General features: G+C 72.0%; 20 protein-coding genes and 2 pseudogenes. 10 read left to right on the forward strand and 12 right to left on the reverse strand.

Annotation, left to right across the window (positions count from 1 at the left end):
- Window positions 1-101 precede the first annotated feature (101 nt).
- Entirely contained in the window at window positions 102-986 is an 885-nt protein-coding gene (locus Q3Y56_RS27625) for a response regulator transcription factor (RefSeq protein WP_369696868.1), read from the reverse strand.
- 146 nt (window positions 987-1,132) lie between these two features.
- On the opposite strand from Q3Y56_RS27625, the gene Q3Y56_RS27630 reads away from it, so the two are divergent.
- Together Q3Y56_RS27630 and Q3Y56_RS27635 are read left to right on the forward strand one after the other, a co-directional pair.
- A complete protein-coding gene (locus Q3Y56_RS27630; protein WP_304464506.1) occupies window positions 1,133-2,803 on the forward strand; it encodes an AMP-binding protein in 1,671 nt (556 codons plus the stop codon).
- On the forward strand, window positions 2,800-4,452 hold the full coding sequence (locus tag Q3Y56_RS27635) for an AMP-binding protein (RefSeq protein WP_304464507.1): 1,653 nt from the start codon (window positions 2,800-2,802) through the stop codon (window positions 4,450-4,452). Before Q3Y56_RS27630 ends, Q3Y56_RS27635 begins: the two co-directional genes overlap by 4 nt.
- Window positions 4,453-4,458: 6 nt before the next feature.
- Here Q3Y56_RS27635 and Q3Y56_RS27640 read toward each other — a convergent pair whose 3' ends face one another.
- From Q3Y56_RS27640 to Q3Y56_RS27655, 4 genes are all read right to left on the reverse strand, one after another.
- Window positions 4,459-6,555 carry a serine/threonine-protein kinase gene (locus tag Q3Y56_RS27640; protein ID WP_304464508.1) on the reverse strand — a complete coding sequence of 699 codons (2,097 nt, stop codon included), beginning with the start codon at window positions 6,553-6,555 and terminating at the stop codon, window positions 4,459-4,461.
- 6 nt (window positions 6,556-6,561) lie between these two features.
- Window positions 6,562-6,837 carry a hypothetical protein gene (locus Q3Y56_RS27645; RefSeq protein WP_304464509.1) on the reverse strand — a complete coding sequence of 92 codons (276 nt, stop codon included), beginning with the start codon at window positions 6,835-6,837 and terminating at the stop codon, window positions 6,562-6,564.
- 30 nt (window positions 6,838-6,867) lie between these two features.
- Window positions 6,868-9,354 (reverse strand): AAA family ATPase, encoded by a 2,487-nt coding sequence (locus Q3Y56_RS27650; RefSeq protein WP_304464510.1) that lies wholly within the window; start codon window positions 9,352-9,354, stop codon window positions 6,868-6,870.
- Between the two features lie 229 nt (window positions 9,355-9,583).
- Entirely contained in the window at window positions 9,584-10,312 is a 729-nt protein-coding gene (locus Q3Y56_RS27655) for a Crp/Fnr family transcriptional regulator (RefSeq protein ID WP_304464511.1), read from the reverse strand.
- Between the two features lie 168 nt (window positions 10,313-10,480).
- Here Q3Y56_RS27655 and Q3Y56_RS27660 point away from each other — a divergent pair, with 168 nt between their 5' ends.
- On the forward strand, window positions 10,481-11,209 hold the full coding sequence (locus Q3Y56_RS27660; RefSeq protein WP_304464512.1) for a hypothetical protein: 729 nt from the start codon (window positions 10,481-10,483) through the stop codon (window positions 11,207-11,209).
- Window positions 11,210-11,288: 79 nt separating this feature from the next.
- Here the strand turns inward: Q3Y56_RS27660 and Q3Y56_RS27665 are convergent, their stop codons facing one another.
- From Q3Y56_RS27665 to Q3Y56_RS27690, 6 genes are all read right to left on the reverse strand, one after another.
- Entirely contained in the window at window positions 11,289-12,008 is a 720-nt protein-coding gene (locus Q3Y56_RS27665) for a neutral zinc metallopeptidase (RefSeq protein WP_304464513.1), read from the reverse strand.
- Between the two features lie 114 nt (window positions 12,009-12,122).
- Entirely contained in the window at window positions 12,123-12,857 is a 735-nt protein-coding gene (locus Q3Y56_RS27670) for a hypothetical protein (protein WP_304464514.1), read from the reverse strand.
- A 255-nt stretch (window positions 12,858-13,112) separates the two neighbouring features.
- On the reverse strand, window positions 13,113-14,570 hold the full coding sequence (locus tag Q3Y56_RS27675; protein ID WP_304464515.1) for a catalase: 1,458 nt from the start codon (window positions 14,568-14,570) through the stop codon (window positions 13,113-13,115).
- A gap of 189 nt (window positions 14,571-14,759) precedes the next feature.
- Window positions 14,760-16,481 carry a glyoxylate carboligase gene (gene gcl, locus Q3Y56_RS27680; protein WP_304464516.1) on the reverse strand — a complete coding sequence of 574 codons (1,722 nt, stop codon included), beginning with the start codon at window positions 16,479-16,481 and terminating at the stop codon, window positions 14,760-14,762.
- Window positions 16,482-16,484: 3 nt separating this feature from the next.
- Complete coding sequence (locus Q3Y56_RS27685) at window positions 16,485-17,381, reverse strand: 2-hydroxy-3-oxopropionate reductase (protein WP_304464517.1); 897 nt, start codon at window positions 17,379-17,381, stop codon at window positions 16,485-16,487.
- A 54-nt stretch (window positions 17,382-17,435) separates the two neighbouring features.
- A complete protein-coding gene (locus Q3Y56_RS27690; RefSeq protein ID WP_304464518.1) occupies window positions 17,436-18,257 on the reverse strand; it encodes a TIM barrel protein in 822 nt (273 codons plus the stop codon).
- 122 nt (window positions 18,258-18,379) lie between these two features.
- Between Q3Y56_RS27690 and Q3Y56_RS27695 the strand changes: the two genes are divergently transcribed.
- The 7 genes and pseudogenes from Q3Y56_RS27695 (at window position 18,380) to Q3Y56_RS27725 (ending at window position 24,250) form a co-directional block, all read left to right on the forward strand.
- The gene (locus Q3Y56_RS27695) at window positions 18,380-18,631 is read left to right on the forward strand and encodes a hypothetical protein (protein ID WP_304464519.1); all 252 of its coding nucleotides are present in this window, start codon (window positions 18,380-18,382) and stop codon (window positions 18,629-18,631) included.
- Window positions 18,628-19,029, forward strand: a complete 402-nt coding sequence (locus Q3Y56_RS27700; RefSeq protein ID WP_304464520.1) for a helix-turn-helix domain-containing protein — start codon at window positions 18,628-18,630, stop codon at window positions 19,027-19,029. The genes Q3Y56_RS27695 and Q3Y56_RS27700 overlap by 4 nt, the downstream gene beginning before the upstream one ends.
- A 125-nt stretch (window positions 19,030-19,154) precedes the next feature.
- Complete coding sequence (gene uraD, locus Q3Y56_RS27705; protein WP_304464521.1) at window positions 19,155-19,658, forward strand: 2-oxo-4-hydroxy-4-carboxy-5-ureidoimidazoline decarboxylase; 504 nt, start codon at window positions 19,155-19,157, stop codon at window positions 19,656-19,658.
- On the forward strand, window positions 19,655-20,044 hold the full coding sequence (gene uraH, locus Q3Y56_RS27710) for a hydroxyisourate hydrolase (RefSeq protein ID WP_304464522.1): 390 nt from the start codon (window positions 19,655-19,657) through the stop codon (window positions 20,042-20,044). The genes uraD and uraH overlap by 4 nt, the downstream gene beginning before the upstream one ends.
- A 6-nt stretch (window positions 20,045-20,050) precedes the next feature.
- A complete protein-coding gene (pucL, locus tag Q3Y56_RS27715) occupies window positions 20,051-20,974 on the forward strand; it encodes a factor-independent urate hydroxylase (protein ID WP_304464523.1) in 924 nt (307 codons plus the stop codon).
- A 159-nt stretch (window positions 20,975-21,133) separates the two neighbouring features.
- Entirely contained in the window at window positions 21,134-22,513 is a 1,380-nt protein-coding gene (locus tag Q3Y56_RS27720) for an 8-oxoguanine deaminase (RefSeq protein ID WP_304464524.1), read from the forward strand.
- 322 nt (window positions 22,514-22,835) lie between these two features.
- Window positions 22,836-24,250 (forward strand): annotated as a pseudogene (locus Q3Y56_RS27725) (nucleobase:cation symporter-2 family protein).
- Here the strand turns inward: Q3Y56_RS27725 and aceB are convergent.
- Window positions 24,205-25,829 (reverse strand): annotated as a pseudogene (gene aceB, locus Q3Y56_RS27730) (malate synthase A). The pseudogenes Q3Y56_RS27725 and aceB sit on opposite strands and share 46 nt — an antisense overlap.
- Window positions 25,830-26,017 lie beyond the last annotated feature (188 nt).

Genomic DNA, 26,017 nt, shown 5'->3' on the forward strand with positions numbered 1-26,017 from the left:
TGGCGTAATCGCCCAGAAGCCGACCGCTCCGCGTACGCGCCGTAAATAGACGCTCCAGGACCCGTCCCGGAGGCCCCAGCCGCCGGCACCCGACAACGGCGCTACGGCAGCAGCCCCGCCCGCCGCGCCTCGACCACCGCCTGCAACCGCGTACGCGCCCCCAGCTTCCGCATCGCGGACCGCAGATAGCTCTTCACCGTCTCCGGCCGCAGCCCCAGCCGCTCCGCCGCCGCCGCGTTCGTCGCCCCCGAGGCCACGCACGCCAGGACGTCCACCTCGCGCGGCGACAGCTCCACCGCCCGCCCCGCCCCCGACTCCCGCGCAACCGACTCCCGCACCCCGGACTCCCGCACCCCGGACCCCCGCACCCCGGACCCCCGCGCCCCCGACTCCCGCCCGACCGACTCCCGCGCCCTGGCCAGCCGCCCGCACGCCGCCAGTATCTCCTCCCGCAGCAGCGCGTCCGGCACCCGCTGCGCCAGCGCCCGCAGGTCCGCGTGCGCCGCGCGCACCTCCTCCCAAGCCGCGGGGCCCAAACCTTCCGCCCGCCATTCCACCGGCCGCCGCGCCACCGCCAGCAACCGCTCCGCCTCGTCGTACACCGCGAGCGACTGCTCCAGCTCCCGCGCGGCCTCCACCGCCGCCGTCAGCGACCGGTCGCCCAGCGCCGCCGGCTGCCGCAGCGCGCCGTACAGCACCCCGCGCACCCGGCGGCGCACCACCACCGGGACCGCCAGCACCGACCGCAGCCCTTCCACCGCCACCGCCGCGTCGTACTCATGGCTGATGGCCCGTGACGTCCGGTAGTCCGCCACCGACATCGGGCGGGCCATCGTCACGCACTTGCCGCCCAGCCCGTTCCCCGGGGAGACCGCGAACCCCTGGAGCGCCAGCGTCTCCGTACCGCTCAGTTCGGTGATACGGAACTGCCGCCCCCCGGCGAACAGTCCGCCGAACGCGACGGGCAGCCCGCCGCCGCGCCGCATCCGTGAGAGCGCCGCCCGCAACTCGACGGCCCTGTCCGGCTCCGCCACGGCCACCTCCCGACACGCCGCCACCCCCGTCCGGGGGTGGTGAGACTCAGATCACCCGGCCACGATGCTATCGAGCGGCACGGCAATGAGGAGGACACGTGGAAGCAACGAATCCGACCGGCGCCTTCCGCGCGGCCCGGGACTTCCTGCTCCGGCACCGCGAGGACTACGCGGCGGCGTACGAGGGATTCAGCTGGCCGCGCCCGGAGACGTTCAACTGGGCCCTGGACTGGTTCGACGCCATCGCCCACGGCAACGCCCGCACCGCCCTCCACATCGTCGAGGAGGACGGGCGCGAGACCCGGCTGTCGTACGGCGAGCTGTCCGTGCGCTCCGACCAGGCGGCCAACTGGCTGAGGCAGCAGGGCGTACGGGCCGGCGACCGGATCGTCGTCATGCTCGGCAACCAGCGGGAGCTGTGGGAGGTCGCGCTCGCCGCGATGAAGCTGCGCGCCGTCGTCATCCCCGCCACCCCGCTGCTGGGGCCGCTCGACCTCGCCGACCGGATCCACCGCGGCAGGGCCCGGCATGTGATCGTACGGTCCGCGGACACGGGCAAGTTCGCCGACGTGCCGGGCGACTACACCCGGATCGCCGTCGGCGAGGCGGTCGCCGGCTGGCTGGATTACGACGACGTCTACAACGCCCCCGCCGACTTCGCGCCCGACGGGCCGACCCGTGCCACCGACCCCCTGATGCTCTACTTCACCTCCGGCACCACCGCCCAGCCCAAACTCGTCCAGCACACCCACACTTCGTACCCCGTCGGCCACCTGGCCACGATGTACTGGATCGGACTGAAACCGGGCGACGTCCACCTCAACATCTCCTCGCCCGGCTGGGCCAAGCACGCCTGGTCCAACCTGTTCGCGCCCTGGAACGCCGAGGCCACCGTCTTCGTCTGCAACTACACCCGCTTCGACGCGGCCCGCCTCATGGCCGAGATGGACCGGGCGGGTGTCACCACCTTCTGCGCCCCGCCCACCGTCTGGCGCATGCTCATCCAGGCCGACCTGGGCCTGCTGCGCACCCCGCCCCGGGAGGCCGTCGCCGCCGGCGAGCCGCTCAACCCCGAGGTCATCGAGACCGTCCGGCGCGCCTGGGGCGTCACCATCCGGGACGGCTTCGGCCAGACCGAGACCGCCGTCCAGGTCGCCAACACCCCCGGCCAGCCGCTCAAGACCGGCTCCATGGGCCGCCCCACCCCCGGTTTCACCGTCGCCCTGCTGGACCCCGTGACGGGCAAGCCCGCCGACGAGGGCGAGATCTGCCTGGACCTGTCCACCCGGCCCGTCGGCCTGATGACCGGCTACGAGGGCGATGAGGAGCGCACCGCCGAGGCGATGGCGGACGGGTACTACCGCACCGGCGACATCGGCGCACGGGACGAGGACGGCCACATCACCTACATCGGCCGCTCCGACGACGTGTTCAAGGCGTCCGACTACAAGATCTCCCCGTTCGAGCTGGAGAGCGCGCTGCTGGAGCACGAGGCGGTCGCCGAGGCCGCCGTCGTGCCCGCGCCCGACCCGCTCCGGCTCGCCGTCCCCAAGGCGTACGTCGTCCTGGCCGCAGGATGGGAGCCGGGCCCGGAGACCGCCAGAGCCCTCTTCGCCCACTCCCGGGCCGTCCTTGCCCCGTACAAGCGCGTCCGCCGCCTGGAGTTCGCCGAGCTGCCCAAGACCGTGTCCGGCAAGATCCGCCGCATCGAACTGCGGGAGCGCACCGCGCGCGGCGACGGCGCCGAGTACCACGAGGAGACCGTATGACCACCGCCACCGCCCTCGCCCCGGGGCAGCAGCAGCCGTCGTACGCGAGCGGCACCGGCGACGTACCGCTCCTCGGCGACACCATCGGCGGCAACCTGGCCCGCACCGTCGAGCGGTTCGGCGACCGCGACGCGCTGGTGGACGTCCCCGGCGGCCGCCGCTGGACGTACGCCGAGTTCGGCCAGGCCGTCGAGGCGGTGGCGCTCGGGCTGCTGGCCAAGGGCATCGGCAAGGGCGACCGCGTCGGCATATGGGCCGTCAACTGCCCCGAGTGGGTGCTGACCCAGTACGCGACGGCGCGGATCGGCGCCGTCATGGTCACCATCAATCCCGCCTACCGCGTCCACGAGCTGGCGTACGTGCTCAAGCAGGCCGGGATCCGCCTGCTCGTCGCCTCCACCGAGCACAAGACCAGCGACTACCGGCGGATGGTGGAACAGGTCCGCGGCGACTGCCCCGACCTGCGCGACGTCGTCTACATCGACGACCCGACCTGGGACCTGCTCGTCGCCGCGGGCGTCGAGGTGCCCCAGGACCGGCTCGCGGCTCGCGAGGCCGGCCTGAGCTGCGACGACCCGGTCAACATCCAGTACACCTCGGGCACCACCGGCTTCCCCAAGGGCGCCACCCTCTCCCACCACAACATCCTCAACAACGGCTACTTCGTGGGGGAGACGCTCGGCTACACCGAGTCCGACCGGGTCTGCGTGCCGGTGCCCTTCTACCACTGCTTCGGCATGGTGATGGGCAACCTCGCCGCCACCAGCCACGGCGCCTGCGTCGTCATCCCGGGCCCCTCCTTCGACCCGGCCGCCACCCTCCGCGCCGTCGAACGCGAGCGGTGCACCTCGCTGTACGGCGTCCCCACGATGTTCATCGCCGAACTCGACCTGCCGGACTTCGCCGCCCACGACCTCACCTCGCTGCGCACCGGCATCATGGCCGGATCGCCGTGCCCGGTGGAGGTGATGAAGCGGGTCGTCGCCGAGATGCACATGGCCGAGGTGTCCATCTGCTACGGCATGACCGAGACCTCGCCGGTGTCCACCCAGACCCGCCGGGACGACGACCTCGAACGCCGCACCGGGACCGTCGGTCGCGTCCTGCCGCACATCGAGGTCAAGGTCGTGGACCCGGTCACCGGCGTGACCGTGCCGCGCGGCACCAGCGGCGAACTGCGCACCCGCGGCTACTCGGTGATGCTCGGCTACTGGGACCAGCCGGACCGCACCGCCGAGGCGATCGACGCCGCCCGGTGGATGCACACCGGCGACCTCGCCGTCATGGACGAGGACGGATACGTCCGGATCGTCGGCCGGATCAAGGACGTGATCATCAGGGGCGGCGAGAACGTCTATCCGCGCGAGATAGAGGAGTTCCTGTACACCCACCCCAAGATCGCCGATGTGCAGGTGGTGGGCGTCCCGGACGAGAAGTACGGCGAGGAGGTGCTGGCCTGCGTCATCCTCCGCGACCCGGCCCAGCCCCTCACCCGCGACGAACTCGCCCGGTTCTGCCGCGGCCGCCTCGCGCACTACAAGGTGCCGCGCTATCTGCGCATCATGACCGAGTTCCCGATGACGGTGAGCGGCAAGGTGCGCAAGGTCGAACTGCGGGAGGAGGGCGCGCGGGCACTGGGGCCGGCGTGACGACGGTCAGCCGCCCTGGAGGATCGTCGTGCACAGCAGGGTGCTGCCGTCGTCCACCGTCCACGCCCAGTACCGTGTCCGGTCGCCCTGCCCGCGTACGCAGTGGCTCGCGTTGGCGCCCGCCGGGGCCCGGTAGACCCCGGTGATGTGCATGATCTGGTTGTACGGGACGGGTACCCTCTGACTCCTGCTGCAGTCCACGGCCGTCATCGGCCCCACCGAGATCCGGTCGCCCGACTGCCGCCCGAGCAGGCAGTAGCTCGTGTGGAAGACGCGGGAGAGGCACAGGCTCCTGACCTCACCGGTGCTGACGGCCCGGTAGCTCCAGGACGCCTTGCCCACACCGCTGGGGCACTGGGCGCCGGTGGTCCCGGTGACGCGGACCAGCGCCCGCCCGCTGCCGCACGACACCGGGTCCGGCGGCAGCTCGGCGCTCCACTTGACGGTGCGCTCGCCGCCGAAGCCGGTGTCGTGGACCGGGAGGCAGTCGCCGGTCGAGACGGCTTCGAACGCCTCCTCGGTGGGGTCGGGGGCCGGTGGCGTGGTCGGCGACTCGGTCTCGTCGTCGGCGTGGCTCGCGCTCCCGCTCGAACCGCTGTCTGAGCCGCTGCTCGAACCGCCCCCGCTCGTGCTGTCGTCCGAGCCGCTGCTCGGATACGTGTCGCGTGTGGGCAGGGAGCCGGTCCCGCCGCCCGACGAACTGCTCGCCGTGGTCCCGCCCGTCGATCCGGAGGTGGTGTCGTCCTTCCAGGGCTGCCAGATGAAGACCGCGACCGCGACGAGCGCGAACACGAGCCAGGAGAAGCCGCCGGCCGAGGAGTTGGCGGTCCGCGGGGTGGACGACGGCCGGGCCCCGGATGACCGCCCGGACGCGGACGACCGCCGGGCCCCGGATGGCTGCCCGGACGCAGACGACGGGCGGGACGGAGCTGGGGCGCCGGTCCGGGCTGAGGGCCGCGCCTGCCGTGCGTTCCCCTGCGACCTGGCGCGCGCCCGCCTACGGGCCTCCTCCTCCCTGCGCTGCCGGGCCGCTTCCGCCCTGCGGTCCCGGGCGTCGCGCTCCCGCAGGGCGCGGGCCATCCGCTCCCGCTCCCGGCGCGCGGCCCGCTCCCGGGTGTCGACACGTGTGGGCCCCGGCGGCGGTACCGGCCGCGTCCGCGCGTCGAGCGTGGCGGCCTCCGCGCCCCCGTCCTCGTTCAGCGCCCGCCCTTGGGCCTCGTACTCCTGGATCAGCGCCGTCCACCGCGGCGGCAGCCAGCGCTCGCCGCGCTTCGACGTGCCCGTCCGGTCGAGCTCCTCCAGGAAGCCCCGCAGGATGTCGGCGGGGCCGGGCCGCCCGCCGGGATCGGCGGCCAGGCACGGGCGGACCAGCGGGGACAGCTCCTTGGGCAGCCCCGTCAGGTCGAGTTCGCCGCGCTGTACGAGGGTCAGCAGCCGGATCGTGTCGTCCGTGTCGGGGTAGGGCGGGCGGCCGACGGCGAGGTGGAAGAGCGTCGCGCCCAGCGAGTACACGTCGGACGCCGTCGTGGACGGTTCGGCGCGCGCCTGCTCCGGCGACGTGAACGCGATGGTGCCCAGCGTCAGCGACGTCCGCGTGATGTCGAAGGCGTGCGAGATACCGAAGTCGATGAGGCGTGGCCCGGCCAGGGGCAGCAGGATGTTCTGGGGTTTGACGTCCCGGTGGACGATGCCCTGCGCGTGCAGGGCCACCAGGGCCTGCGCGGTGCCCGCCGCGATCCAGCGCACCGCCGAACCGGGCAGCCGGCCCGCGCTCCGGACGAGTTCGGACAGCGCGGGCGCCGGTATGTAGTCGATCGCCATCCAGGGCCGCTCGGCGTCCGGGTCGGCGTCCCGCACCCGGGCCGTGTACGCGCTGTCGACCCGCCGGGCCAGCGCCACCTCGCGCGCGAACCGCCGCCGATCGGTGTCGCTGACCGCGCCCTCGGCGAGCAGGGTCTTGACCGCGACGAGCGAACCGTCCGCCGCGGAACGCGCCAGATAGATCCGCCCCATACCCCCGGAGCCGAGCCGCCCCACCAACCGGTAGGCGCCCAGCCGCCGCGGATCGTCGCCGCCGAGCGGCCGCACCCCCATACCGGCCATGCCGGGTTATTCCTCGGAGCCTTCGCCGTGGTGGATGTGCATCTCCCCGTTCATGACGGTGAAGACGCTGCCGTGGTCGTTCGCGGTGTTGGTCTGGACCGGGCCGGGGGCCTGGCTCTCGTCCCCCGGTGTGCTCTCGGGCTCGGCGCCGGATGGGGCGCCGGATGGGGTGCCGGGCGGGGTCTGGCGCACGTCGACGCGGTTGCCGCGCCCGGCCACGACGGGGCCGGACGCGTCGCCGCCGATGCGGATCGTGTACTGGTCGCCTGATGCGGGTGCCATGAGGGAGCTCCTTGGGTGAGGTCGCTTCTATCAGGAGGATTCCCGGGTCCACGTCTCCGACCCGCAGCCTTCGCACTCCACCGAACCGTCCGACGGTCCGGTCTCCTCGACCTGGGCGGTGGCTCCGTCGGGTGCGACGTCGATCGTGATCGTGCCGTATGCGCGCAGTGTTGTGCACGAGTCGGGAAAGTCCTCCCAGATCGGCAGCCTGCCGCGGTAATTGCCGTTACTGCCGGTGAGTTGGACGGTGGAGGGATTGCATCCCGGGTTCTCCGCGGTGTACGAGCCGGGTCCCGACGAGACGATCCTGACCGAGCCCGTGCTGGTACTCCATACGCCCGCGAGGTCGGTGCTCGCGGATGAGGCCGACGGCTGATCGTTCGACTCCTGATGCTCCTTGACGGCGATGCCGCCGATGACGACGGCTGTGACGACGGCGATCACGGCGAGAGCCGAGCTGAGCGCGGAGGCGCCCGCGGCGGCCGTCGCGGCCGACGCGGCCCCGGCGCTCGCGGCACCCGAGGCGGCGGTGGCGCCCGCCGGTGCCGCGGCCGCGCTGGCCGCGGTACCGCCCGCGTCTCCCACGCGCAACAGATGCGACAGGTCACCGTGCCCCGACAGCGCGCCTGTTGGATCGGGCCCCGCCAGCGTGCCTGTCGGGTCGGGTCCCGCCAGCGTGCCCGTGGGGTCCGGTCCGGCGAGGGCCTGGCCCGTCGGGTCGGGTCCGGCGAGAGTCTGGCCCGTGGGGTCGGGTCCGGCCAGGGTCTGCCCCGTCGGATCCGGCCCGGCCAGACTCTGCCCCGTCGGATCGGGCCCGGCCAGACTCTGCCCCGTCGGATCGGGCCCGGCCAGCGTGCCCGTGGGGTCGGGTCCGGCCAGGGTGCCCGTCGGGTCGGGCCCCGCCAGGCTCTGCCCGGTCGGATCGTTCCCGAGCTCGGCCATATGGTCCGTCGCCGCGTCGGGTGGTGTGCTCTGCGGGGCGACGCCGTCGCCGGATACGTCGGGCGGCCCGGCCGCATCCGGTGACGGCGACGGCGATGGTGACGGTGACGGTGACGGTGACGGAGACGGGGCCGGTGACGGCGGCGGCGTGTACTGCTGGGCATTGAGCGCGGCGTCGGCGCCGTGGCCGTCACCCAGCTGCCGCCACAGCACCACCGCCTCGGCCAGGAGCACCGCGGAGACCACACGCCGGCCGGTCAGCAGGCTCCGGATGCCCTCCTCGTGGGTGAAGTAGGCCATGGCGTTCCTGTCGCCCGCCTGTCGGGCGGCGACCCAGCCGCGGCCGAGCAGTCGGCCCCACACACCGAACCGCAGCGAGCGGGCCAACGTGGGCGACACGGCCCGGGCGACCATCACCGCGAGGTCCGGCCGTCCGGCCAGCTCGGCCAGCCGGGCCGCCATCTCCAGCGCCCGGCCGTGGGCGGCGACCTCGGCCGGTGTCGTCGCCGGCTCGGCCGCCCATCGGGCGAGGTACTCGCACAGCCGGTCGGCGGGGAAGGGGGCGGTGCGCCGCTGCCGCAGCGCGGGAACGACGTCCGGCGCGCAGCGGTACCCGTGCTCCGCGGCCAGGGCCAGGCCGAGGTCGACCAGGCGGCCGCAGACCGCGGCCGGGTCCGTCACGTCGGCCAGGGTGCCGATGTGCGCCGGGGCCAACTCGGCGTCGCCCAGCGTCGCCAGCAGCCGCAGGGCGCCCATCGCCGCCGCGTCGAGCTGGTCGAACAGCAGGGGGAGCAGGTCCGCGATCGCGCCGGGGCGCGGCAGCGCCACCGCGCCGGACGCGTCGGACCGGGCCAGCCCTGCCGCGCGGAGCAGCAGCAGGGGCCGACCGGCCGCGGCCTGCCACAGCTCGTCGGCACCGGCGCGTTCGCTCTCGGGTAGGGGCCGGTGCAGCTCCCGGGCGAGCAGCTCCCGACCCGCCGCGCGGTCCAGCCCCTGCACCTCCAGCACCGTGCCGTCGCCGAACAGCGATCGGTCGTGGCCGGCGAAGACGAACGTCGCGTCCGGGGCCGCGTCCATGAGCTCCCGCAACTGCTCCAGGGACAGGTCGGCGTTGTCGACGTACACGACGACCCGCACTCCGGTCATGAGTCGCCGCAGCTCGGCGCCCGACGGGGCGTACCCCGCGGCCTCGTAGCAGGCTTCGAACACCTCCTGGGCCAGGTCCCCGACGTCCCGGTGGGCCGCGCTCAGGAACACCACGCCGTCCGGCCCCGGTTCCAGGCGCCGCGCCACGTATCGCAGGAGCGTGCTCTTGCCGACCCCCGGCGGGCCCCACAGCTGGACCGGGCCGCCCGCCCGGACGGCGTCGGCCAGCGCCGCGGCCTCGGCGTCCCGGCCCAGCGGGTCGCGCTCCCGCCGCGGCAGCAGCTCGACCCGCCCCCGGCGCTCCGGCCGGGGGCGCTCCCCGCCCACCAGCAGGGTCACGGTGGAACCGTGCTGCGCGTCGACCACCACATTGTGATCGCCCGCGATCACGGGCCCCGCCGCGTTCCCGCCGACGTCTATCCGGTGCACGGTTCGCGCGCTCCCGTCCGGAGCCTCCCCGTCGGGGCCGTTCGCCGCTCCGACTGCATCGTCCGCGTCTTCCATCGCCACACCACTCTCCCCGTCGCGGAGCAGGTGACCGCCCCCTGGCGGCCCAGCGCCACGCTAATGACCGCCACTGGCGGCAATACCGTCACACGACTGTTTTCCGCTCACTTCCTCGCTGGGCGAAGGACTTCCTCGCCGGGCGACTTCCTCGCTAGGCGAAGGCGATGCTGCTCAACAGGGCGAGGTCGTCCACCCTGATGCTGCGGTAGCCCGTGGAGACCACGCCCGTCTGCCGGAGCCTGCGCAGCGCCTTGTGCACGGTCGGCTCCGCCGCGCCGGACAGCGCGGCCAACTCCGGCTGCGTGATCGGCCAGTGGATCACCGCTCCCTCGCCGGCCCGCTCCCCGTACGTCATCGCGATCTGGTGCAGCACCCGGGCCAGCCGGGTGGCGGCGTCGCATCCGGTGAAGTCGATGCGATGGGCGTTCGCGACGCGGAGTTTGGACACGATGGACGCGTTGACCGCGTGCGCGATCGCGGGGTCGCGCCGCATGCAGTCCAGGAAGTCGCCGCGCGTGACGACCCGGGCGACGACGGGCCCGCAGGTGGCGACCGTCGCCGACCGGGGCCGGCCGTCCACGGCGGCGAGTTCGCCGACCAGGTCCCCGCCCATCCGGACCGCCAGCAGGGCGTCCCGGCCGTCGTCGGTGCGACCCGTCGCCTTGACCACTCCGTCCAGCAGGATCAGGACGAAGGTCGTCCGCTCGGACTCCCGTATGAGCACGCGGTCGGCCGGGTACCGCGCCTGGGCGCCCAGGGCCAGCAGCCGGTCGCGCGCGGCCGGGGCGACCCCGCCCAGCAGGCTCGACCGCGGCCAGCTCCACCCCTCGCGGGGCCGCTGCCCGGCCGCGCCCCGGTCCGGATCTCTTCCACCCGTCATCCCGAGTCCCCCGTCTACGAGATGGCCCCGCGGCCGGATCCAGTATTGCGACGGGATCTCCAGCCTTCAATCGGGGTGACATGGGAATTCGGGCGCGAGGAGCCCTTGCCGTGACCGTCACCGACGGATAGGGGAATACGAGTCCGGCCACCGCACCAGGAGGACCGTATGGGACAAGAGTTGGAATACCGGGCCTTGTTGGCCGTCGACATCGAGCATTCCGCGGGACGCGGCAACGTCGCGTTCCAGCAGATCCGCGGCGTCCTTTCGGCGGCGCTGCGCGAGTCGTTCGAAGAGAGCGGGATCGACTGGGAGGCATGCCTGCGCGACAGTCTGGGCGACGGCATACGGGTGGCCGCGCCGGCCGGAGTGCGCAAGACCCGGCTGATCCACCCGCTGGTACACGAGCTCGAGGTCCGCCTCCGCGCCCACAACCGCAACGCGGGGCCGGCGACCCGGATCCGCGTCCGGATCGCCCTGCACGCGGGCGACGTCTGCCTCGGCCCGGGCGGCGAGTTCACCGGCCGGCCGCTCGAGGTCCTCGCCCGGCTCCTCGACGCGGCTCCGCTGCGCGACGCCCTGGCGGCGGCTCCGGAGACCGTGCCCGCCGCGCTCCTCGTCTCGCGGCACTTCTACGACGAGACGGTTCGACACGGTTATCCCGGAATCGATCCGGACACCTTTCGCAAAATCACCGTCACCGAGAAGGAATACACCGCGGACGCCTGGCTCCACCTGACGGGATACGCGGCGGTTCCGCCGGCGCCCGCACCCGGCGGCGATCCCGGCCAACGAGCCCCGGGGCACTCGAAGATGGTCAACAAAGCCTCGGGGAACGGTGTCGTCTACGCGACGCAGAACGGCACCCAGAACATCACCATCAACGGAAAGGCATGAAGGAGCGCTCGTGAACGACGAGCTGGCCGTGCCGGCGGAAGCGGGTGCCGCGGCTCCCGGGAGCCGTGACCCGCCGCCGTCAGCGGACGACGTCCGGGAGGCAGGCCCGCACGCCCGACTCCGCGCCCCGGCTGAACGACGCGATGCGCTCGGACGCGTCTCCGTGGTCCGTGGTGTCGGTCCACGGCGTCGCGTCCGCCAGCGCGGCCAGCGCCTGCGCCAGCTCCCGCGTGTCGCCCTCCTCGATGCGGAGGGTGCCGTCCCGCGCGGCCCCGAAGAGCGCCGCCCCCGCCAGGCAGTCCGCCTGCAACTCGCCCGCCAGGCTGACCAGTTCCTCGTTGAGTCGGCTCTGGATGGCGTGCCCCCACTCGTGGGCGATCACCAGATAGACCCATGCGTCGCCCATCCGGTGCCCCTGCCGCATCAGGTCCAGGTCCCAGGCGACGTAGTCCCCGGCGGGGCAGTAGACGGCGTTGTCGTCGGGCAGCGGCTCGTCGCCGCACAGGGGGACGTCCGGGGCGGCGCCGTCGTACGCGCCCGACACCTGGGGCGAGCGGTACCCGCCGGTGAACAGCTCGGTCCAGTGGGCCGACCAGAAGCCGTCGGTCGCCCGTACCGCCGCGTCGATGTCGTCCTCGACCGTCTCGTCGCCGCCCGGCGGGGACGGCGGCGCCGGGCTGGTGGTGCCGCCGGGGGAGCGCGGGGTCCCGCCACCGCCGCCGTCGCCGCAGCCGGTCAGCAGCAGCGCGAGGGCGGCGACGAGCGCGGTCGGCACCGTCACATACCAGCGAGCAGCCATGGCGGCCTCCGGGACGGCGCGGATGGGCGGCACTGCTCCCACAGAACCCGCGAGCCGTCATGATCGCAACGCCTGACCGCCGAGATCCACACGGACGAGCGCGGCGCCCTGGGCTCAGAGCTCCGGCGGGCCGTTGCGGATCAGGTCGTCCGCCGGGTCGTTGACCGGCTGCGGCGTCCCGGTGAGGTCCATGACGAACAGCGGCACCAGCAACTGGTCGGCGCGGTCGCGGGCGTCCTTCGCGTAGCCCGCCAGGGAGAAGAACACCGCGACGGCGGAGTCGTTGAGCCCGTTCAGCCACAGGCACTCGATCGCGCGGACCGCCGTGGGGCGGGTCGTCGGGTCGACCCGGGCGACCAGCCCGGGACCGCGCAGATCGACGCCGGTGGCCGCGTGGTCCGCGGTCCGGCGCGCACCGTCGAAGCCGAGCCAGCGCAGATAGAGCGCGGCGCCCGTGACCGCGTCCCGTGCCGTACGGATCGTCACCGGGCGGAAGGCGGGGCGCAGCACGCCGGTGCCGGCCGCCGGCCCCGCCGCCGGGAGCCCGCCTCCCGCGCCTGCCGGGTCCTCGTCGGACGCGGGCTCGGGGGCGGGAGCCACCGGCACCCGGACGACCGTGCCGCAGGGGCAGCCCACCTCGGGTTGGGGCCAGTCGTCCCGCCGTCCGCAGCCGGTGCAGCGGACGGTTACCCAGCAGTTGTCCCAGGTGCGGTGGTCCACGACCTCGGGCGCGCCGTCGCGCAGGACGGGCAGGGTCAGCGGGGCGCCGCACGCGCACGGGAACGTGGGCGGCGTGAACGACTGCTCGCGGCGGCACCGGGGGCAGCGCACCGGCACACTGTCTGTCATCTGCGGCTCCAGGACGGCTCCATGGACGGGGAAGGTGCTTCCCATGCTCCCGGATGCACGACGCCACGGAAGGGGGTTCGTCCCAATCCGTGGCGGCAGGGTGGCGCTGCGTGAAGCGGTGCGGAGCGGCCGTGGTAGCCGTCCGACGGCGCGAGGCTGCGTGCGACAGGACGTTCGCGCCGCCGGACGGATCTTGAGCGGGACCGGTGAGGGAGCCGGTCCCTGGCTGGTGGTGTGAGTCCTCGTCTTGTGGCGTCAGTCCTCGCGGAGTTCGCGGACGGCGGCGTCCACGCGCTTGCCGTAGTCGGCGTCGGCGGCGTGGAAGTGGGCGAGGTTCTTCTCGATCACGTCGTCCCGGGTGACCTGGGAGAGGCTGCCCGCGATGTTGGCGACCAGGCGCTGCTTCTCCTCTTCCGACATCAGCCGGTACAGCTCGCCCGCCTGGAAGAAGTCGTCGTCCTTGGTGTGGGCGGGTGCGGCGTGGGTGCCGGTCCAGCCGGAGACGGCGAGCGGGGCGGACAGCGGCTGGTCCGTCTGGGCGGGGCCGTCGTAGGAGTTGGGCTCGTAGTTCTTGGCGTGGCGGCCCTGGCCGTTGGTCGCCATGAAGCCGTCCCGGCCGTAGTTGTCGGCGGTGGTCGCCTTGGGCGCGTTGACCGGCAGCTGGGTGTGGTTGACGCCCAGGCGGTAGCGGTGCGCGTCGGCGTAGGCGAAGAGGCGGCCCTGGAGCATCTTGTCGGGGGAGGGGCCGATGCCGGGCACGAAGTTGTTCGGCGAGAACGCGGCCTGCTCGACCTCGGCGAAGACGTTGTCCGGGTTGCGGTCCAGGACCAGGCGGCCGACCCGGCGCAGCGGGTAGTCCGCGTGCGGCCACACCTTGGTGAGGTCGAACGGGTTGAAGCGGTAGTCCGCCGCCTCGGCCGCGGGCATCACCTGCACGTACACCGTCCACGACGGGTACACCCCGCGCTCGATGGACTGGACGAGGTCCCGCTGGTGGCTGTTGGCGTCCCGGCCGACCGTCTCGGCGGCCTGCTCGGCGGACAGGCAGCGGATGCCCTGGTTGGTCTTGAAGTGGTACTTGACGAAGAAGGCCTCACCCTCGGCGTTCGTCCACTGGTAGGTGTGCGAGCCGTAGCCGTTCATGTGCCGGTACGAGGCCGGTATGCCGCGGTCGCCGAAGAGCCAGGTGATCTGGTGGGTGGCCTCCGGGGCGTGGGCCCAGAAGTCCCAGACGTTGTCCGGCTCCTGCACGCCCGTGAACGGGTCGCGCTTCTGGGAGTGGATGAAGTCCGGGAACTTGATCGGGTCCTTGATGAAGAAGACCGGGGTGTTGTTGCCGACGAGGTCGTAGTTGCCCTCTTCGGTGTAGAACTTGACCGCGAAGCCGCGCGGGTCGCGTACGGCGTCGGCGCCGCCGAGGTTGTCCGCGACGGTGGAGAAGCGCAGGAACACCTCGGTGCGCTTGCCGACGGTGCCGAGGAAGGCGGCGCGGGTGACGTCGGTGACGTCGTCGGTCACCTCGAAGTGGCCGTACGCGCCGGAGCCGCGGGCGTGCACGACGCGCTCCGGGATGCGCTCGCGGTTGAAGCGGGCGAGCTTCTCCAGAAGGTGCTGGTCCTGGAGGAGGAGCGGGCCGCCGAGGCCGGCGGTGGCGGAGTTCTGATTGTCGGCGACGGGGGCGCCCGACTCAGTTGTCAGCGTGTGCTTTGGCATGGCGGACCTTCCGTGACTACTGCCCTGCGGTAGCGCGTTTCCGTATCGCGGACACTAGGGATTACTTCAACAAAATGTCAATGGTCGAGGGTGCCGCCCGGCGGCACTTTGGGCGCGACGGGACAGGTCAGCGCCGCCGGGCGGAACTCGGGGGAGGGCCCGCCGTCGAGGGCGGCCCTCAGGGGGCGGTCAGGCCCCGGGGAGCGGCTCGAACTCCTTGACGGCGTCGATGGCCGGGCCGTGCGGCGTGTTGGCCTCGCGCTCGATCATGATCTCCACGAGCACCGGGCGCCGCGTGGTCTGCGCCTCCTTGCGGGCCCACTCCAGGCTGGACCGGATGTCCTTCGGGTCGTAGACCCGGGTGCCGGAGCAGCCGTACGCCTCCATGATCTTGACGTTGTCGGAGCCGTACTCGTCGTAGTGGATGTCGACCTGGTAGTTCATGTCGAACGGGATCGACGCCTGGCGGATCAGGCCCAGGTACTCGTTGTTCAGCATGATGATGACGTACGGGACGTTGTACTGGGCCGCGACCGCGAGCTCCTCGACCATGTACTGGAAGCCGTAGTCACCGACGATGCCGACGACCTCGTTGTCCTTGCCCTCGTTCTCCAGGGCCTTCTTCACGCCGATCGCCGCCGGGATCTCCCAGCCGAGCGGGCCCGCCTGGCCGCAGATCTGGTAGTGGCGCGGCTTGTACGCCTTCTGGTGCTGGCCGCCCCAGATCTGGTACAGGCCGATCGCGGTGACGAAGTAGGTGTCCTCGTCGAAGACCTCGTTGATCTCCTTGTAGGCCCTCGGGGCCTTGATCGGGACGTCGTCGAAGTCCTCGCGCCGGGTCAGGGTCTGCCGCAGCTCCTGGACCCGGGCCACCCACGCGCCGTCCGTACGCGTCAGCTTCCTCGCCTTGGCGGCGTCGATCAGCGCGCGCAGGAACAGCCTGGCGTCCGAGACGATGCCCAGGTCCGGCTCGAAGACCTTGCCGAGCTGGGTGGCCTCGATGTCGACGTGGATGAACTTCCGCGTCCCCCGGTAGGTGTCCAGCTGCCCGGTGTGGCGGTCGCCGAAGCGGGCGCCGACCGCCAGCACGGTGTCGGACTCCAGGAACGACTGGTTGCCGTACCGCTGCGAGGTCTGCACCCCCGTCATGCCGGAGTACAGCGCGTGGTCCTCATCGATGGCGCCCTTGCCCATCAAGGTCACCTGGACCGGTATCCGCAGCAGCTCCGCCAGCTCGCGCACCTCGTCTGCGGCCTCGGCGATGATCACGCCGCCGCCCGCCAGGATCAGCGGCTTCTCGGCCGCCAGCAGCAGGTCGAGGGCGGCCTCGACGCGCGGCAGGTGCGGCTTGACCGCCTCGACGGCCAGCGGGGCGTCGATCTCCGGGTCGTACCAGATCTCGCGCTGGGCGACGTCGACCGGGATGTCGATCAGGACCGGACCCGGACGGCCGGAGCGGGCGATCCGGAACGCCTCGCGGAAGATCCACGGGGCCTGTGCGGCCTCCTTGATCTGCACCGCCCACTTCGTCACCGGCTTGGCGATGTCGACGATGTCGACCGCCTGGAACGCCTCCTGGTGCAGCTTGGTGGAGGCGGCCTGGCCGGTGATGCAGATGATCGGGATCGAGTCCGCGATGGTGGTGTACAGACCGGTGATCATGTTGGTGCCGGCCGGCCCCGAGGTGCCGATGGCCACGCCCACCTTGCCGGTCGTACGGGCCCACCCGTCCGCCATGTGGGTGGCGCCCTCCTCGTGGCGGACCGTCAGGTGGTCGATGCCGCCGACCGTCTCCATCGCCTTGTACAGCGGGAGGATCGCGGCGCCGGGGCAGCCGTACGCGATGTCGACACCCTCGGACCTCAGGACGTGGACGACCGCCTCCATGGCGGGCATCTTGCGCAGAGCCATGGCTCAGCCCTCGACCTTCTGGCCCGAGAGCCGCTCGACGCCGCGCAGCAGCGCGGAGTGGTCCAGGCCGCCGTCGCCCTGGGCGCGCAGCGAGGCGACCAGGTTCGCGACCACGGCGCCGACCGGCAGGGCGGCGCCGACGTTCCGGGCGGCGTCGGTGACGATGCCCATGTCCTTGTGGTGCAGGTCGATCCGGAAGCCGGGCTTGAAGTCCCGGTTCAGGAAGTTGCCCGTCTTGCGGGCCAGGACGGTGGAGCCGGCCAGCCCGCCGCCCAGGACGTCGAGGGCGGCGGCCAGGTCCACGCCGGACTTCTCCAGGAAGACCACGGCCTCGGCGCACGCCTGGATGTTGACCGCGACGATCAGCTGGTTGGCGGCCTTCACCGTCTGGCCGGAGCCGTGCGGGCCGCACAGCACGATGGTCTTGCCGAGCACGTCGAGGATCGGCTTGGCCGCGTCGAAGTCGTCCTGGGTGCCGCCGACCATGATGGACAGCACGGCCTCGATCGCGCCCGCCTCGCCGCCGGAGACCGGGGCGTCCAGCACCCGCACGCCCTTCTCGGCCGCGGCCGCGGCCAGGTCGACCGAGGTCTGCGGGGTGATGGAGGACATGTCGATCAGGAGGGCGCCGCGCCTGGCGTTGGCCAGGATGCCGTCCTCGCCGTAGGCGATGGCCTCGACCTGCGGGGAGGCCGGGACCATGGTGATGATGACGTCGGCGTCCCGGACGGCCTCGGCGATCGAGCCGGCGGCGGTGCCGCCGGCGGCGGCGAGCCGGTCGAGCTTGTCCTGCTCGAGGGTGTAGCCGGTGACGGAGTAGCCCGCCTTGATCAGGTTCTCGGACATGGGGGAGCCCATGATCCCGAGACCGATCCAGGCGATGTGGGGCAGATTGCTCATGAGGGTGCCTCTTTCAAAGCTTCGGTACGAAAACGGCGGCGCGCGGCGCGGGGGTCAGGCCGGCAGCCAGCCGAAGGAGTCGGCGCTCGGGCGGTCGCCCGCCTTGTACTCCAGGCCCACCCAGCCGTCGTAGCCCGCCTTGCGGAGCTGGTCGAGCAGCTCCTCCAGCGGCAGGGAGCCGGTGCCGGGGGCGCCGCGGCCGGGGTTGTCCGCGATCTGTACGTGGCCGGTCTTGGCGGCGTGGGCGTCGATGACCTCGGGCAGGTTCTCGCCGTTCATCGACAGGTGGTACAGGTCCATCAGGAACCTGGCGTTGCCGAGGCCGGTGGCGGCGTTGACCTTGTCCACGACCTCGATGGCGGCGGGTGCGCTCACCAGCGGGTAGAGCGGGGACTCCGGCGCGTTCAGCGCCTCGATCAGCAGCGTCGCGCCCACCCGGTCGGCGGCGCGGGCCGCCAGGACCAGGTTCTCCAGCGCGAGGCTGTCCTGGATCTGCGGGTCGACGCCCGCGATCCGGTTGCCGTAGAGCGCGTTCAGCGCGGTGCACCCCACCGACCGGGCGAAGTCGGCCGCCACGTCGATGTTGGCGCGGAAGCGGTCCGACTCCTCACCGGGGAGGGACAGGGCGCCGCGGTCGGGGCCCGGGAGCTGCCCGGCGTAGAAGTTCAGGCCCACGAGCTGCGTCCCGGCGGCGTCCAACGCCACGGCAAGGGCGTCGAGTTCGGCCTGCGGAGGCGTGGGCGAGTCGACCCAGGGCCACCACAGCTCCACCGCGCGGAAGCCCGCCGCGGCGGCGGCCGCCGGGCGCTCCAGCAGCGGAAGCTCCGTGAAGAGGATCGAGAGGTTCACATCGAAGCGCTGGTCCTGGAATCCCACTGGCGCTGCGCTCCTTCCGTATCGCGGAAGTTGGTTTCTGTCTGACGGAAGAGTGCAGCGGACTTCGGCGGGCTGTCAAGTGGGGCTGCCGGATCCGCGGCCGGGCGCAGTAGGTTGGCCGGGTGAGATTGAAGGTGGAGTTCACGACCGAGCCGTTCGACCTCGACGAGGCGCCGCCGCACGCGGTGGCGGCCCGCGAGGTGCTGCAGTCCGCCCAGCTGGACGCCGTCGACGTGGGTCCCTTCGGCAACACCGCCGAGGGCCGGGCGGAACAGGTGCTCAGCGCCGTGGACGAACTGCTGCGCAAGTCCCTGGCCGCCGGTGCCACCCGGGTGTCGTTGCAGGTCAACGTGGTAGGGGAGGGCGAGGCGTGATCGATTCCGCCGACCACCCGTCCGTCGCCGCCGACCACCCGTTCGTGGCCGCGGTCAAGCCGCTCGTCGACGCCATGGGCGGCGAGATGGTCGCGCCGGACCGCGCCGAGGGCGACGACGTCGTGCTCTCCTGGGAGGGTCGGGAGCTGGTGGCCGTCCGGCTGCCGCACCTGTCCGACTCGCTGGACCACATCCTCGCCGAGCTCCAGCGCCGCCACGGCATGCCGCTGGCGGAGCTGGACCGCAAGACCAAGCAGTCGGTCGTGCGCATCCTGGAGCAGCGCGGCGCGTTCTCGGTGCGACACGGCGTGGAGACCGTGGCCGCCGCGCTCGGCGTCAGCCGCTTCACGGTTTACAACTACCTGAACCGGGAGAGTGCGGCGAAGGCCGGGGAGTGACGGCGAGCCCGGCGCGTAACGGCGAGTAATGGCGCGACCGGCGGGTAACCTCGCGGCAACGTCTGTTACCAGAAGTTTTCAACAAAGTGTTGACGGGTTGTACCGGCGGCTCCTAGCTTGCCGGTGTGACTTCCAGCGCGACGCCGGGCCTCACCCGGCTCAACTCAAGCGACGAGCCGCAGGCGGCCGAGCTGCTGCGCGAGGTGTGCGCCAGCCGGTCGTGGAGCGCGGCGGTGGCGGGCGGCCGCCCGTACGCCGACGCGGAGGCCCTCTACGCCGCGAGTGACGCCGCCATGGCGGCCCTCACCCCCGCCGACCTCGCCGAGGCGATGGCGGGCCACCCGCCCATCGGGCGCCCCAAGCCGGGCGACCCGACCTCGGCGCGGGAGCAGAGCGGGGTACAGGAGTCCGTGCGCGAGGAACTGCTCGAACTCAACCTCGCGTACCAGGACCGGCACGGCCACGTCTTCCTGATCTGCGCCACCGGCCGCACCGGCGACCAGATGCTCGCCGCCCTCAAGGAGCGGATCGGCAACGACCCGAACACCGAGCGCGAGATCGTCCGCACCGAACTGGGGAAGATCAACCGCATCCGGCTGACCCGGCTCGTAGAGGGAGAGAGCGCATGAGCACGGACACCACCGCCTCCGTCTCCACCCACATCCTGGACACCAGTGCCGGCCGCCCCGCCGAGGGCGTCGCCGTGCGGCTCTCCGCCCGCGCGGGCCGCGAGGCGGACTGGCAGCCGCTCGGTGGCTCCGCGACCGACGCGGACGGCCGGTGCAAGGACCTTCCGGCCCTGCCGGAGGGGACGACCCACGTGCGGCTCGACTTCGCCGTCGAGCCGTACTTCGAGAAGAAGCAAGCCGATGCGCAGCAGGACGCCCCCGCGAATCGGGACAGCGGCGCGTTCTTCCCCGAGGTGGCGATCACCTTCGCCGTCACGCCCGGAGAGCACTACCACGTACCGCTGCTGCTCAACCCGTTCGGCTACTCCGTTTACCGAGGGAGCTAGCAGACAATGCCCACGATTCTCGGCCAGAACCAGTACGGCAAAGCAGAGAACCGCGTCGTCAAGATCACGCGGGACGGCGCCACGCACCACATCAAGGACCTCAACGTCTCCGTCGCGCTCTCCGGCGACATGGACGAGGTCCACCTCTCCGGCTCCAACGCCAGCGTCCTGCCGACCGACACCACCAAGAACACGGTGTACGCGTTCGCCAAGGAGCACGGCATCGAGTCGGCCGAGCAGTTCGGCATCCACCTGGCCCGGCATTTCGTGACCAGCCAGGAGCCGATCCACCGCGCCCGGATCCGGATCGAGGAGTACGCCTGGGAGCGCATCGAGACCTCCGACGGCAACTCCCGCTTCATCGGCGCCGACGAGGTCAAGCACTCCTTCGTCCGCAAGGGCCAGGAGACCCGCACCACCCAGATCACCTTCGACGGCGAGCGCTGGCAGGTGATATCCGGGCTGAAGGACCTGGTGGTGATGAACTCCACCAACTCGGAGTTCTGGGGCTACATCAAGGACAAGTACACGACGCTCCAGGAGGCGTACGACCGCATCCTCGCCACCCAGGTGTCGTCCCAGTGGCGCTACGGCTGGTCCACTGACGAGGAGCGCATGCCGAACTGGGACAAGTCCTACGCCCAGGCCAAGAAGCACATGCTCCAGGCCTTCGCGGAGAGCTACTCCCTCTCGCTCCAGCAGACCCTGTACCAAATGGGCGCACGGGTCATCAACAGCCGCAGCGAGATCGACGAGATCCGCTTCTCGCTGCCGAACAAGCACCACTTCCTGGTCGATCTCGAACCGTTCGGCCTGAAGAACGACAATGAGGTCTACTTCGCCGCCGACCGCCCGTACGGCCTCATCGAGGCCACCATCCTGCGGGACGGCGTCGAGCCGCAGATCCCGGTCGACCTGACCAACCTGTAGGGCGGCTGTCCTGCAGGGCCATCCCCCGACGCGCGCGCCGGCGTCGCTCCCAGGGGAGAGCGGGGGCATCTGCGCACACTGAGCAGTACCGCGGGCCCGGTCGTCACCCCGCTCGACCCCCGGGCCCGCGCATTCCACAGGGAAGAACGAGGAACCCCCATGGCAGCTTCGCGCATCGTCATCGAGAACTGCGCCATCGCGACCGTGGACGCGCACGACACCGAGTACGCCTCCGGCCACGTCGTGATCGCCGACAACCGCATCGAATCCGTGGGGGCGGGCGCGGCCCCCGGCCGGCTGGAGAACGTGGTCCGCCGGATCGACGGCACCGGCCACCTGGCCACCCCCGGCCTGGTCAACACCCATCACCACTTCTACCAGTGGATCACCCGGGGCCTGGCCCAGGACTGCAACCTCTTCAACTGGCTGGTCGCGCTCTACCCGACCTGGGCCCGCATCGACGAGCAGATGGTGCACGCGGCCGCCCAGGGCTCGCTGGCCATGATGGCCCGCGGCGGCGTGACCACCGCCATGGACCACCACTACGTCTTCCCGCGCGGCTCCGGCGACCTGTCCGGCACCATCGTCCGCGCCGCCGCCGACATGGGGGTCCGGTTCACCCTGGCCCGCGGCTCCATGGACCGCGGCGAGTCCGACGGCGGGCTGCCGCCGGACTTCGCCGTCGAGACCCTCGACGGGGCGCTGGCCGCCACCGAGGAGACCATCGACCGGCACCACGACGCCTCGTTCGACGCCATGACGCAGATCGCGGTGGCACCCTGCTCGCCGTTCTCCGTCTCCACCGAGCTGATGCGCCAGGGCGCCGAACTGGCCCGCGCCAAGGGCGTACGGCTCCACACCCACGGCTCGGAGACCGTGGAGGAGGAGAAGTTCTGCCACGAGCTGTTCGGCATGGGCCCCACCGACTACTTCGAGTCCACCGGCTGGCTCGGCGAGGACGTGTGGATGGCGCACTGCGTCCACATGACCGACTCCGACATCGCCGCCTTCGCCCGTACCAGGACCGGCGTCGCCCACTGCCCCTCCTCCAACGCCCGGCTGGCCGCCGGCATCGCCCGCGTCCCCGACATGCTCGCCGCGGGCGTCCCCGTAGGCCTCGGCGTGGACGGCACCGCCTCCAACGAGTCCGGCGAACTGCACACCGAACTGCGCAACGCGCTGCTCATCAACCGCCTCGGCGGCCACCGGGAGCAGGCGCTGAACGCCCGCCAGGCGCTGCGTCTGGGCACCTACGGCGGCGCCCAGGTGCTCGGCCGCGCGGACCAGATCGGCTCACTGGAGGCCGGCAAGCTCGCCGACCTGGTGCTGTGGAAGCTCGACGGCATCGGCCACGCGTCGATCGCCGACCCGGTGGCGGCACTGGTCTTCGGCGCGGCCGCCCCGGTGACCCTCTCCCTCGTCAACGGCAGGCCCGTCGTCGAGGCGGGCCGCCTCACCACCGCCGACGAGGACGCCATCGCCCGCAGCACGCGGGAGGAGGCCCGGCGCCTCGCCCGCATCGCCGCCGCCGCGGGCTGACCCCCGCGCCACGGCGCACACCGCCGCACAGCACAACATCAGCGGCACAGCACAACACCACAGGAACTCGGCCGGGAGGGACGGCTCCCGGCCGGGCTCGTGGACCTCTTCGGCCACGAGCGCCGCGCCCGGGGGCGGGGGCCCGTAACCCACGTCCCCGGGCGCGGTGGAAGTCTTCCGAAGGGAGCCCCACCGGGCTCCCTTCTGCCGTACGCGCACCCGTACCCGTAGCCGTGCGCTCCCCGTACGCGCACCCGCACGCGTCTGAGCACCACCAGCACACCCCCCACAGCACCTCCCTGAAACCCGCGTCCGCCGTGGCGTGTTACCCGACAGGAGGATCGGCGTGCATCCGGTCGATCAGACTCTTCCCCCTTCAAGATGTTCACCAGCGGGCTGCAGCACGTGGCCGCGATGTACGCGGGCGTGGTGGCCCCGCCCATGATCATCGGCCCGGCGGTCGGGCTCTCGCCCACCGAGACCACCTTCCTCATGGGGGCCAGCCTGTTCACGGCGGGCATCGCCACCCTCCTCCAGACCCTCGGGTTCTGGCGGGTCGGCGCCCGGTTGCCGTTCGTCAACGGCGTCTCCTTCGCGGGCGTGACCCCGATGATCGCCATCGGCAACGGCGCCGGGCCGCACGACGCCCTGCCCGTCATCTTCGGTGCCACGATCGTCGCCGGAGTCCTCGGCTTTCTCCTCGCGCCCTACTTCTGTCGGCTGGTGCGCTTCTTCCCGCCGCTGGTCACCGGCACCGTCATCACCCTCATCGGCATCTCCCTGCTGCCCGTGGCCTTCAACTGGGCCCAGGGCGGCGACCGGCACGCCGACGACTACGGAGACCCGAAACTCCTCGGCCTGGCCGCCGCCACCCTCCTCCTCGTCCTCGTCCTGCGCCGGGTGCTGCGCGGCTTCCTCCAGCAGATCGCGATCCTGCTCGGCCTCATCGGCGGCACGCTGATCGCCATACCCTTCGGGGTCACCCACACCGACGCGATCCGCGACGCCGACATCGTCGGCTTCCCGACGCCCTTCCACTTCGGCGCCCCGCAGTTCGACATCGCGGCGATCGTCTCGATGTGCGTGGTGATGCTGGTCTGCATGACCGAATCGACGGCGGACATGCTCGCGCTGGGCCAGATCGTCGACCGGCCGGCGGACGAGCGGACCCTGGAGGGCGGCCTGCGCGCGGACACCCTGGGCACCGCCGTGAGTCCGCTGTTCAACGGCTTCGCCACCAGCGCCTTCGCCCAGAACATCGGCCTGGTCGCGATGACGAAGGTACGCAGCCGCTTCGTCGTGGCGACCGGCGGCGCGATCCTCGTCGTGCTCGGCCTGTGCCCGGTCGCCGCCTCGGTGATCTCCCTGGTGCCGCTGCCGGTGCTCGGCGGCGCGGGCATCGTCCTCTTCGGCTCGGTGGCCGCCAGCGGGGTCCAGACCCTGGCCGGCGCGGCGCTGGAGAAGGGCGACAACGCGCTGATCGTGGCCGCGGCGCTGGGTATCGGGCTGATCCCCATCGCCGCACCGGACTTCTACCACGCCTTCCCCGACGACCTGCTGGTCGTGCTGGACTCGGGCATCAGCACGGGCTGCCTGGTCGCTGTCGCGCTGAACCTGGCCTTCAACCACGTGGGACGAAAGACGCCGGGCGGGCCGCAGGAGTCGGCCCGCCCGGCAGTGGAGGAAGCGGTTCAGCCCAGCAGCTCGTACGCGGGCAAGGTCAGGAAGTCCGCGTAGTCCTCGTCCAGCGCCACCTTCAGCAGCAGGTCGTGCGCCTGCTGCCAGCGGCCCGCGGCGAACGCCTCCTCGCCGATCTCCTCGCGGATGGCGGCCAGTTCCGTGGCCGCCACCTCGCGGGCCAGTTCCGCCGTGGCGCGCACGGTCCGGCCGTCGTGCTCGAACTCGACGCCCGCGTTGATCCACTGCCAGATCTGCGAGCGGGAGATCTCGGCGGTGGCGGCGTCCTCCATCAGGTTGAAGATGGCGACCGCGCCGAGCCCGCGCAGCCACGCCTCGATGTAGCGGATGCCGACCTGGACGGCGTTGCGCAGCCCCTCGTACGTCGGCGCGGCCTCCAGCGAGGCGATGTCGATCAGCTCGGCGCCGGTGACGTGGACGTCCTCCCGCAGGCGGTCCTTCTGGTTCGGGCGGTCGCCCAGCACCGCGTCGAAGGAGGCCAGGGCGATCGGCACCAGGTCGGGGTGCGCCACCCAGGAGCCGTCGAAGCCGTCTGCGGCCTCCCGGTCCTTGTCGGCGCGGACCTTCTGATACGCCACCTTGTTGACCTCGGGGTCCTTGCGGGAGGGGATGAAGGCCGCCATGCCGCCGATGGCGTGGGCCCCGCGCTTGTGGCAGGTGCGCACCAGGAGTTCGGTGTACGCGCGCATGAACGGGGCCGTCATCGTCACCGCGTTGCGGTCGGGGAGGACGAACTTCGGCCCGCCGTCGCGGAAGTTCTTCACGATCGAGAACAGGTAGTCCCAGCGGCCCGCGTTGAGCCCGGCGGCGTGGTCGCGCAGCTCGTAGAGGATCTCCTCCATCTCGTACGCGGCGGTGATGGTCTCGATCAGGACGGTGGCGCGGACGGTCCCTTGCGGGATGCCCACGTACGTCTGGGCGAAGACGAAGATGTCGTTCCACAGCCGCGCCTCGAGGTGCGACTCGGTCTTGGGCAGGTAGAAGTACGGGCCCTTGCCCAGGTCGATCAGGCGCTGGGCGTTGTGGAAGAAGTACAGCCCGAAGTCGACGAGGGCGCCGGGCAGGGCCCGCCCGTCGACCTGGAGGTGGCGCTCGTCCAGGTGCCAGCCGCGCGGCCGCATGACGACGGTCGCCAACTCGTCGGCGGGCCGCAGCGCGTAGGTCTTCCCCTCGGGGCTGGTGAAGTCGATCCGGCGCTCGTAGGCGTCGATCAGGTTGAGCTGGCCGAGGATGACGTTCTCCCAGGTGGGGCGGAGGCGTCCTCGAAGTCGGCGAGCCAGACCCGTGCGCCCGAGTTGAGTGCGTTGATGGTCATCTTGCGGTCCGTCGGGCCGGTGATCTCCACCCGGCGGTCGTTCAGCGCGGGCGGGGCCGGGGCGACCCGCCAGGTCTCGTCCTCGCGGATGTGCGCGGTCTCCGGCAGGAAGTCCAGCGTGCTCGTGCGGGCGATCTCGGCGCGGCGCTCGGCGCGGCGGGCCAGCAACTCGTCGCGGCGCGGGGTGAAGCGGTGGTGGAGTTCGGCGAGGAAGGCGAGGGCCTCGCCGGTCAGCACCTCGCCCTGACGTGCCAGGGGGCTTGCGTCGACGATGGCCGGCTGGGACGGCGCTGGTGCGGACATGGGCTGTCACTCCTTTTGCGATGGCACGGGGTGCCGCAGCTCATCAGGCGCGGCGGCCGACGGCATCGGACGGTTCGGCGATGCTCAAAGCGCTTCTGACCAGTGGAGAATAATTTCCTCATGGTGGAAGTTCAATGGTTTGTTGATGTCGAGAGATTTTTTCTCGCCGGGGCGCCCCGCGAGGTGGC

The organism is Streptomyces sp. XD-27, assembly GCF_030553055.1.
Taxonomy (GTDB): domain Bacteria; phylum Actinomycetota; class Actinomycetes; order Streptomycetales; family Streptomycetaceae; genus Streptomyces.

Excerpts from the sequence above, each read along its gene's own strand:
- Q3Y56_RS27660 (WP_304464512.1), top strand. The coding sequence starts at position 10,481 with ATGGGACAAGAGTTGGAATACCGGGCCTTGTTGGCCGTCGACATCGAG.
- Q3Y56_RS27685 (WP_304464517.1), bottom strand. The coding sequence starts at position 17,381 with ATGAGCAATCTGCCCCACATCGCCTGGATCGGTCTCGGGATCATGGGC.
- uraH (WP_304464522.1), top strand. The coding sequence starts at position 19,655 with ATGAGCACGGACACCACCGCCTCCGTCTCCACCCACATCCTGGACACC.
- Q3Y56_RS27675 (WP_304464515.1), bottom strand. The coding sequence starts at position 14,570 with ATGCCAAAGCACACGCTGACAACTGAGTCGGGCGCCCCCGTCGCCGAC.
- Q3Y56_RS27625 (WP_369696868.1), bottom strand. The coding sequence starts at position 986 with ATGCGGCGCGGCGGCGGGCTGCCCGTCGCGTTCGGCGGACTGTTCGCC.
- gcl (WP_304464516.1), bottom strand. The coding sequence starts at position 16,481 with ATGGCTCTGCGCAAGATGCCCGCCATGGAGGCGGTCGTCCACGTCCTG.
- Q3Y56_RS27640 (WP_304464508.1), bottom strand. The coding sequence starts at position 6,555 with ATGGCCGGTATGGGGGTGCGGCCGCTCGGCGGCGACGATCCGCGGCGG.
- pucL (WP_304464523.1), top strand. The coding sequence starts at position 20,051 with ATGCCCACGATTCTCGGCCAGAACCAGTACGGCAAAGCAGAGAACCGC.
- Q3Y56_RS27720 (WP_304464524.1), top strand. The coding sequence starts at position 21,134 with ATGGCAGCTTCGCGCATCGTCATCGAGAACTGCGCCATCGCGACCGTG.
- Q3Y56_RS27635 (WP_304464507.1), top strand. The coding sequence starts at position 2,800 with ATGACCACCGCCACCGCCCTCGCCCCGGGGCAGCAGCAGCCGTCGTAC.
- Q3Y56_RS27645 (WP_304464509.1), bottom strand. The coding sequence starts at position 6,837 with ATGGCACCCGCATCAGGCGACCAGTACACGATCCGCATCGGCGGCGAC.
- Q3Y56_RS27655 (WP_304464511.1), bottom strand. The coding sequence starts at position 10,312 with ATGACGGGTGGAAGAGATCCGGACCGGGGCGCGGCCGGGCAGCGGCCC.
- Q3Y56_RS27665 (WP_304464513.1), bottom strand. The coding sequence starts at position 12,008 with ATGGCTGCTCGCTGGTATGTGACGGTGCCGACCGCGCTCGTCGCCGCC.
- Q3Y56_RS27670 (WP_304464514.1), bottom strand. The coding sequence starts at position 12,857 with ATGACAGACAGTGTGCCGGTGCGCTGCCCCCGGTGCCGCCGCGAGCAG.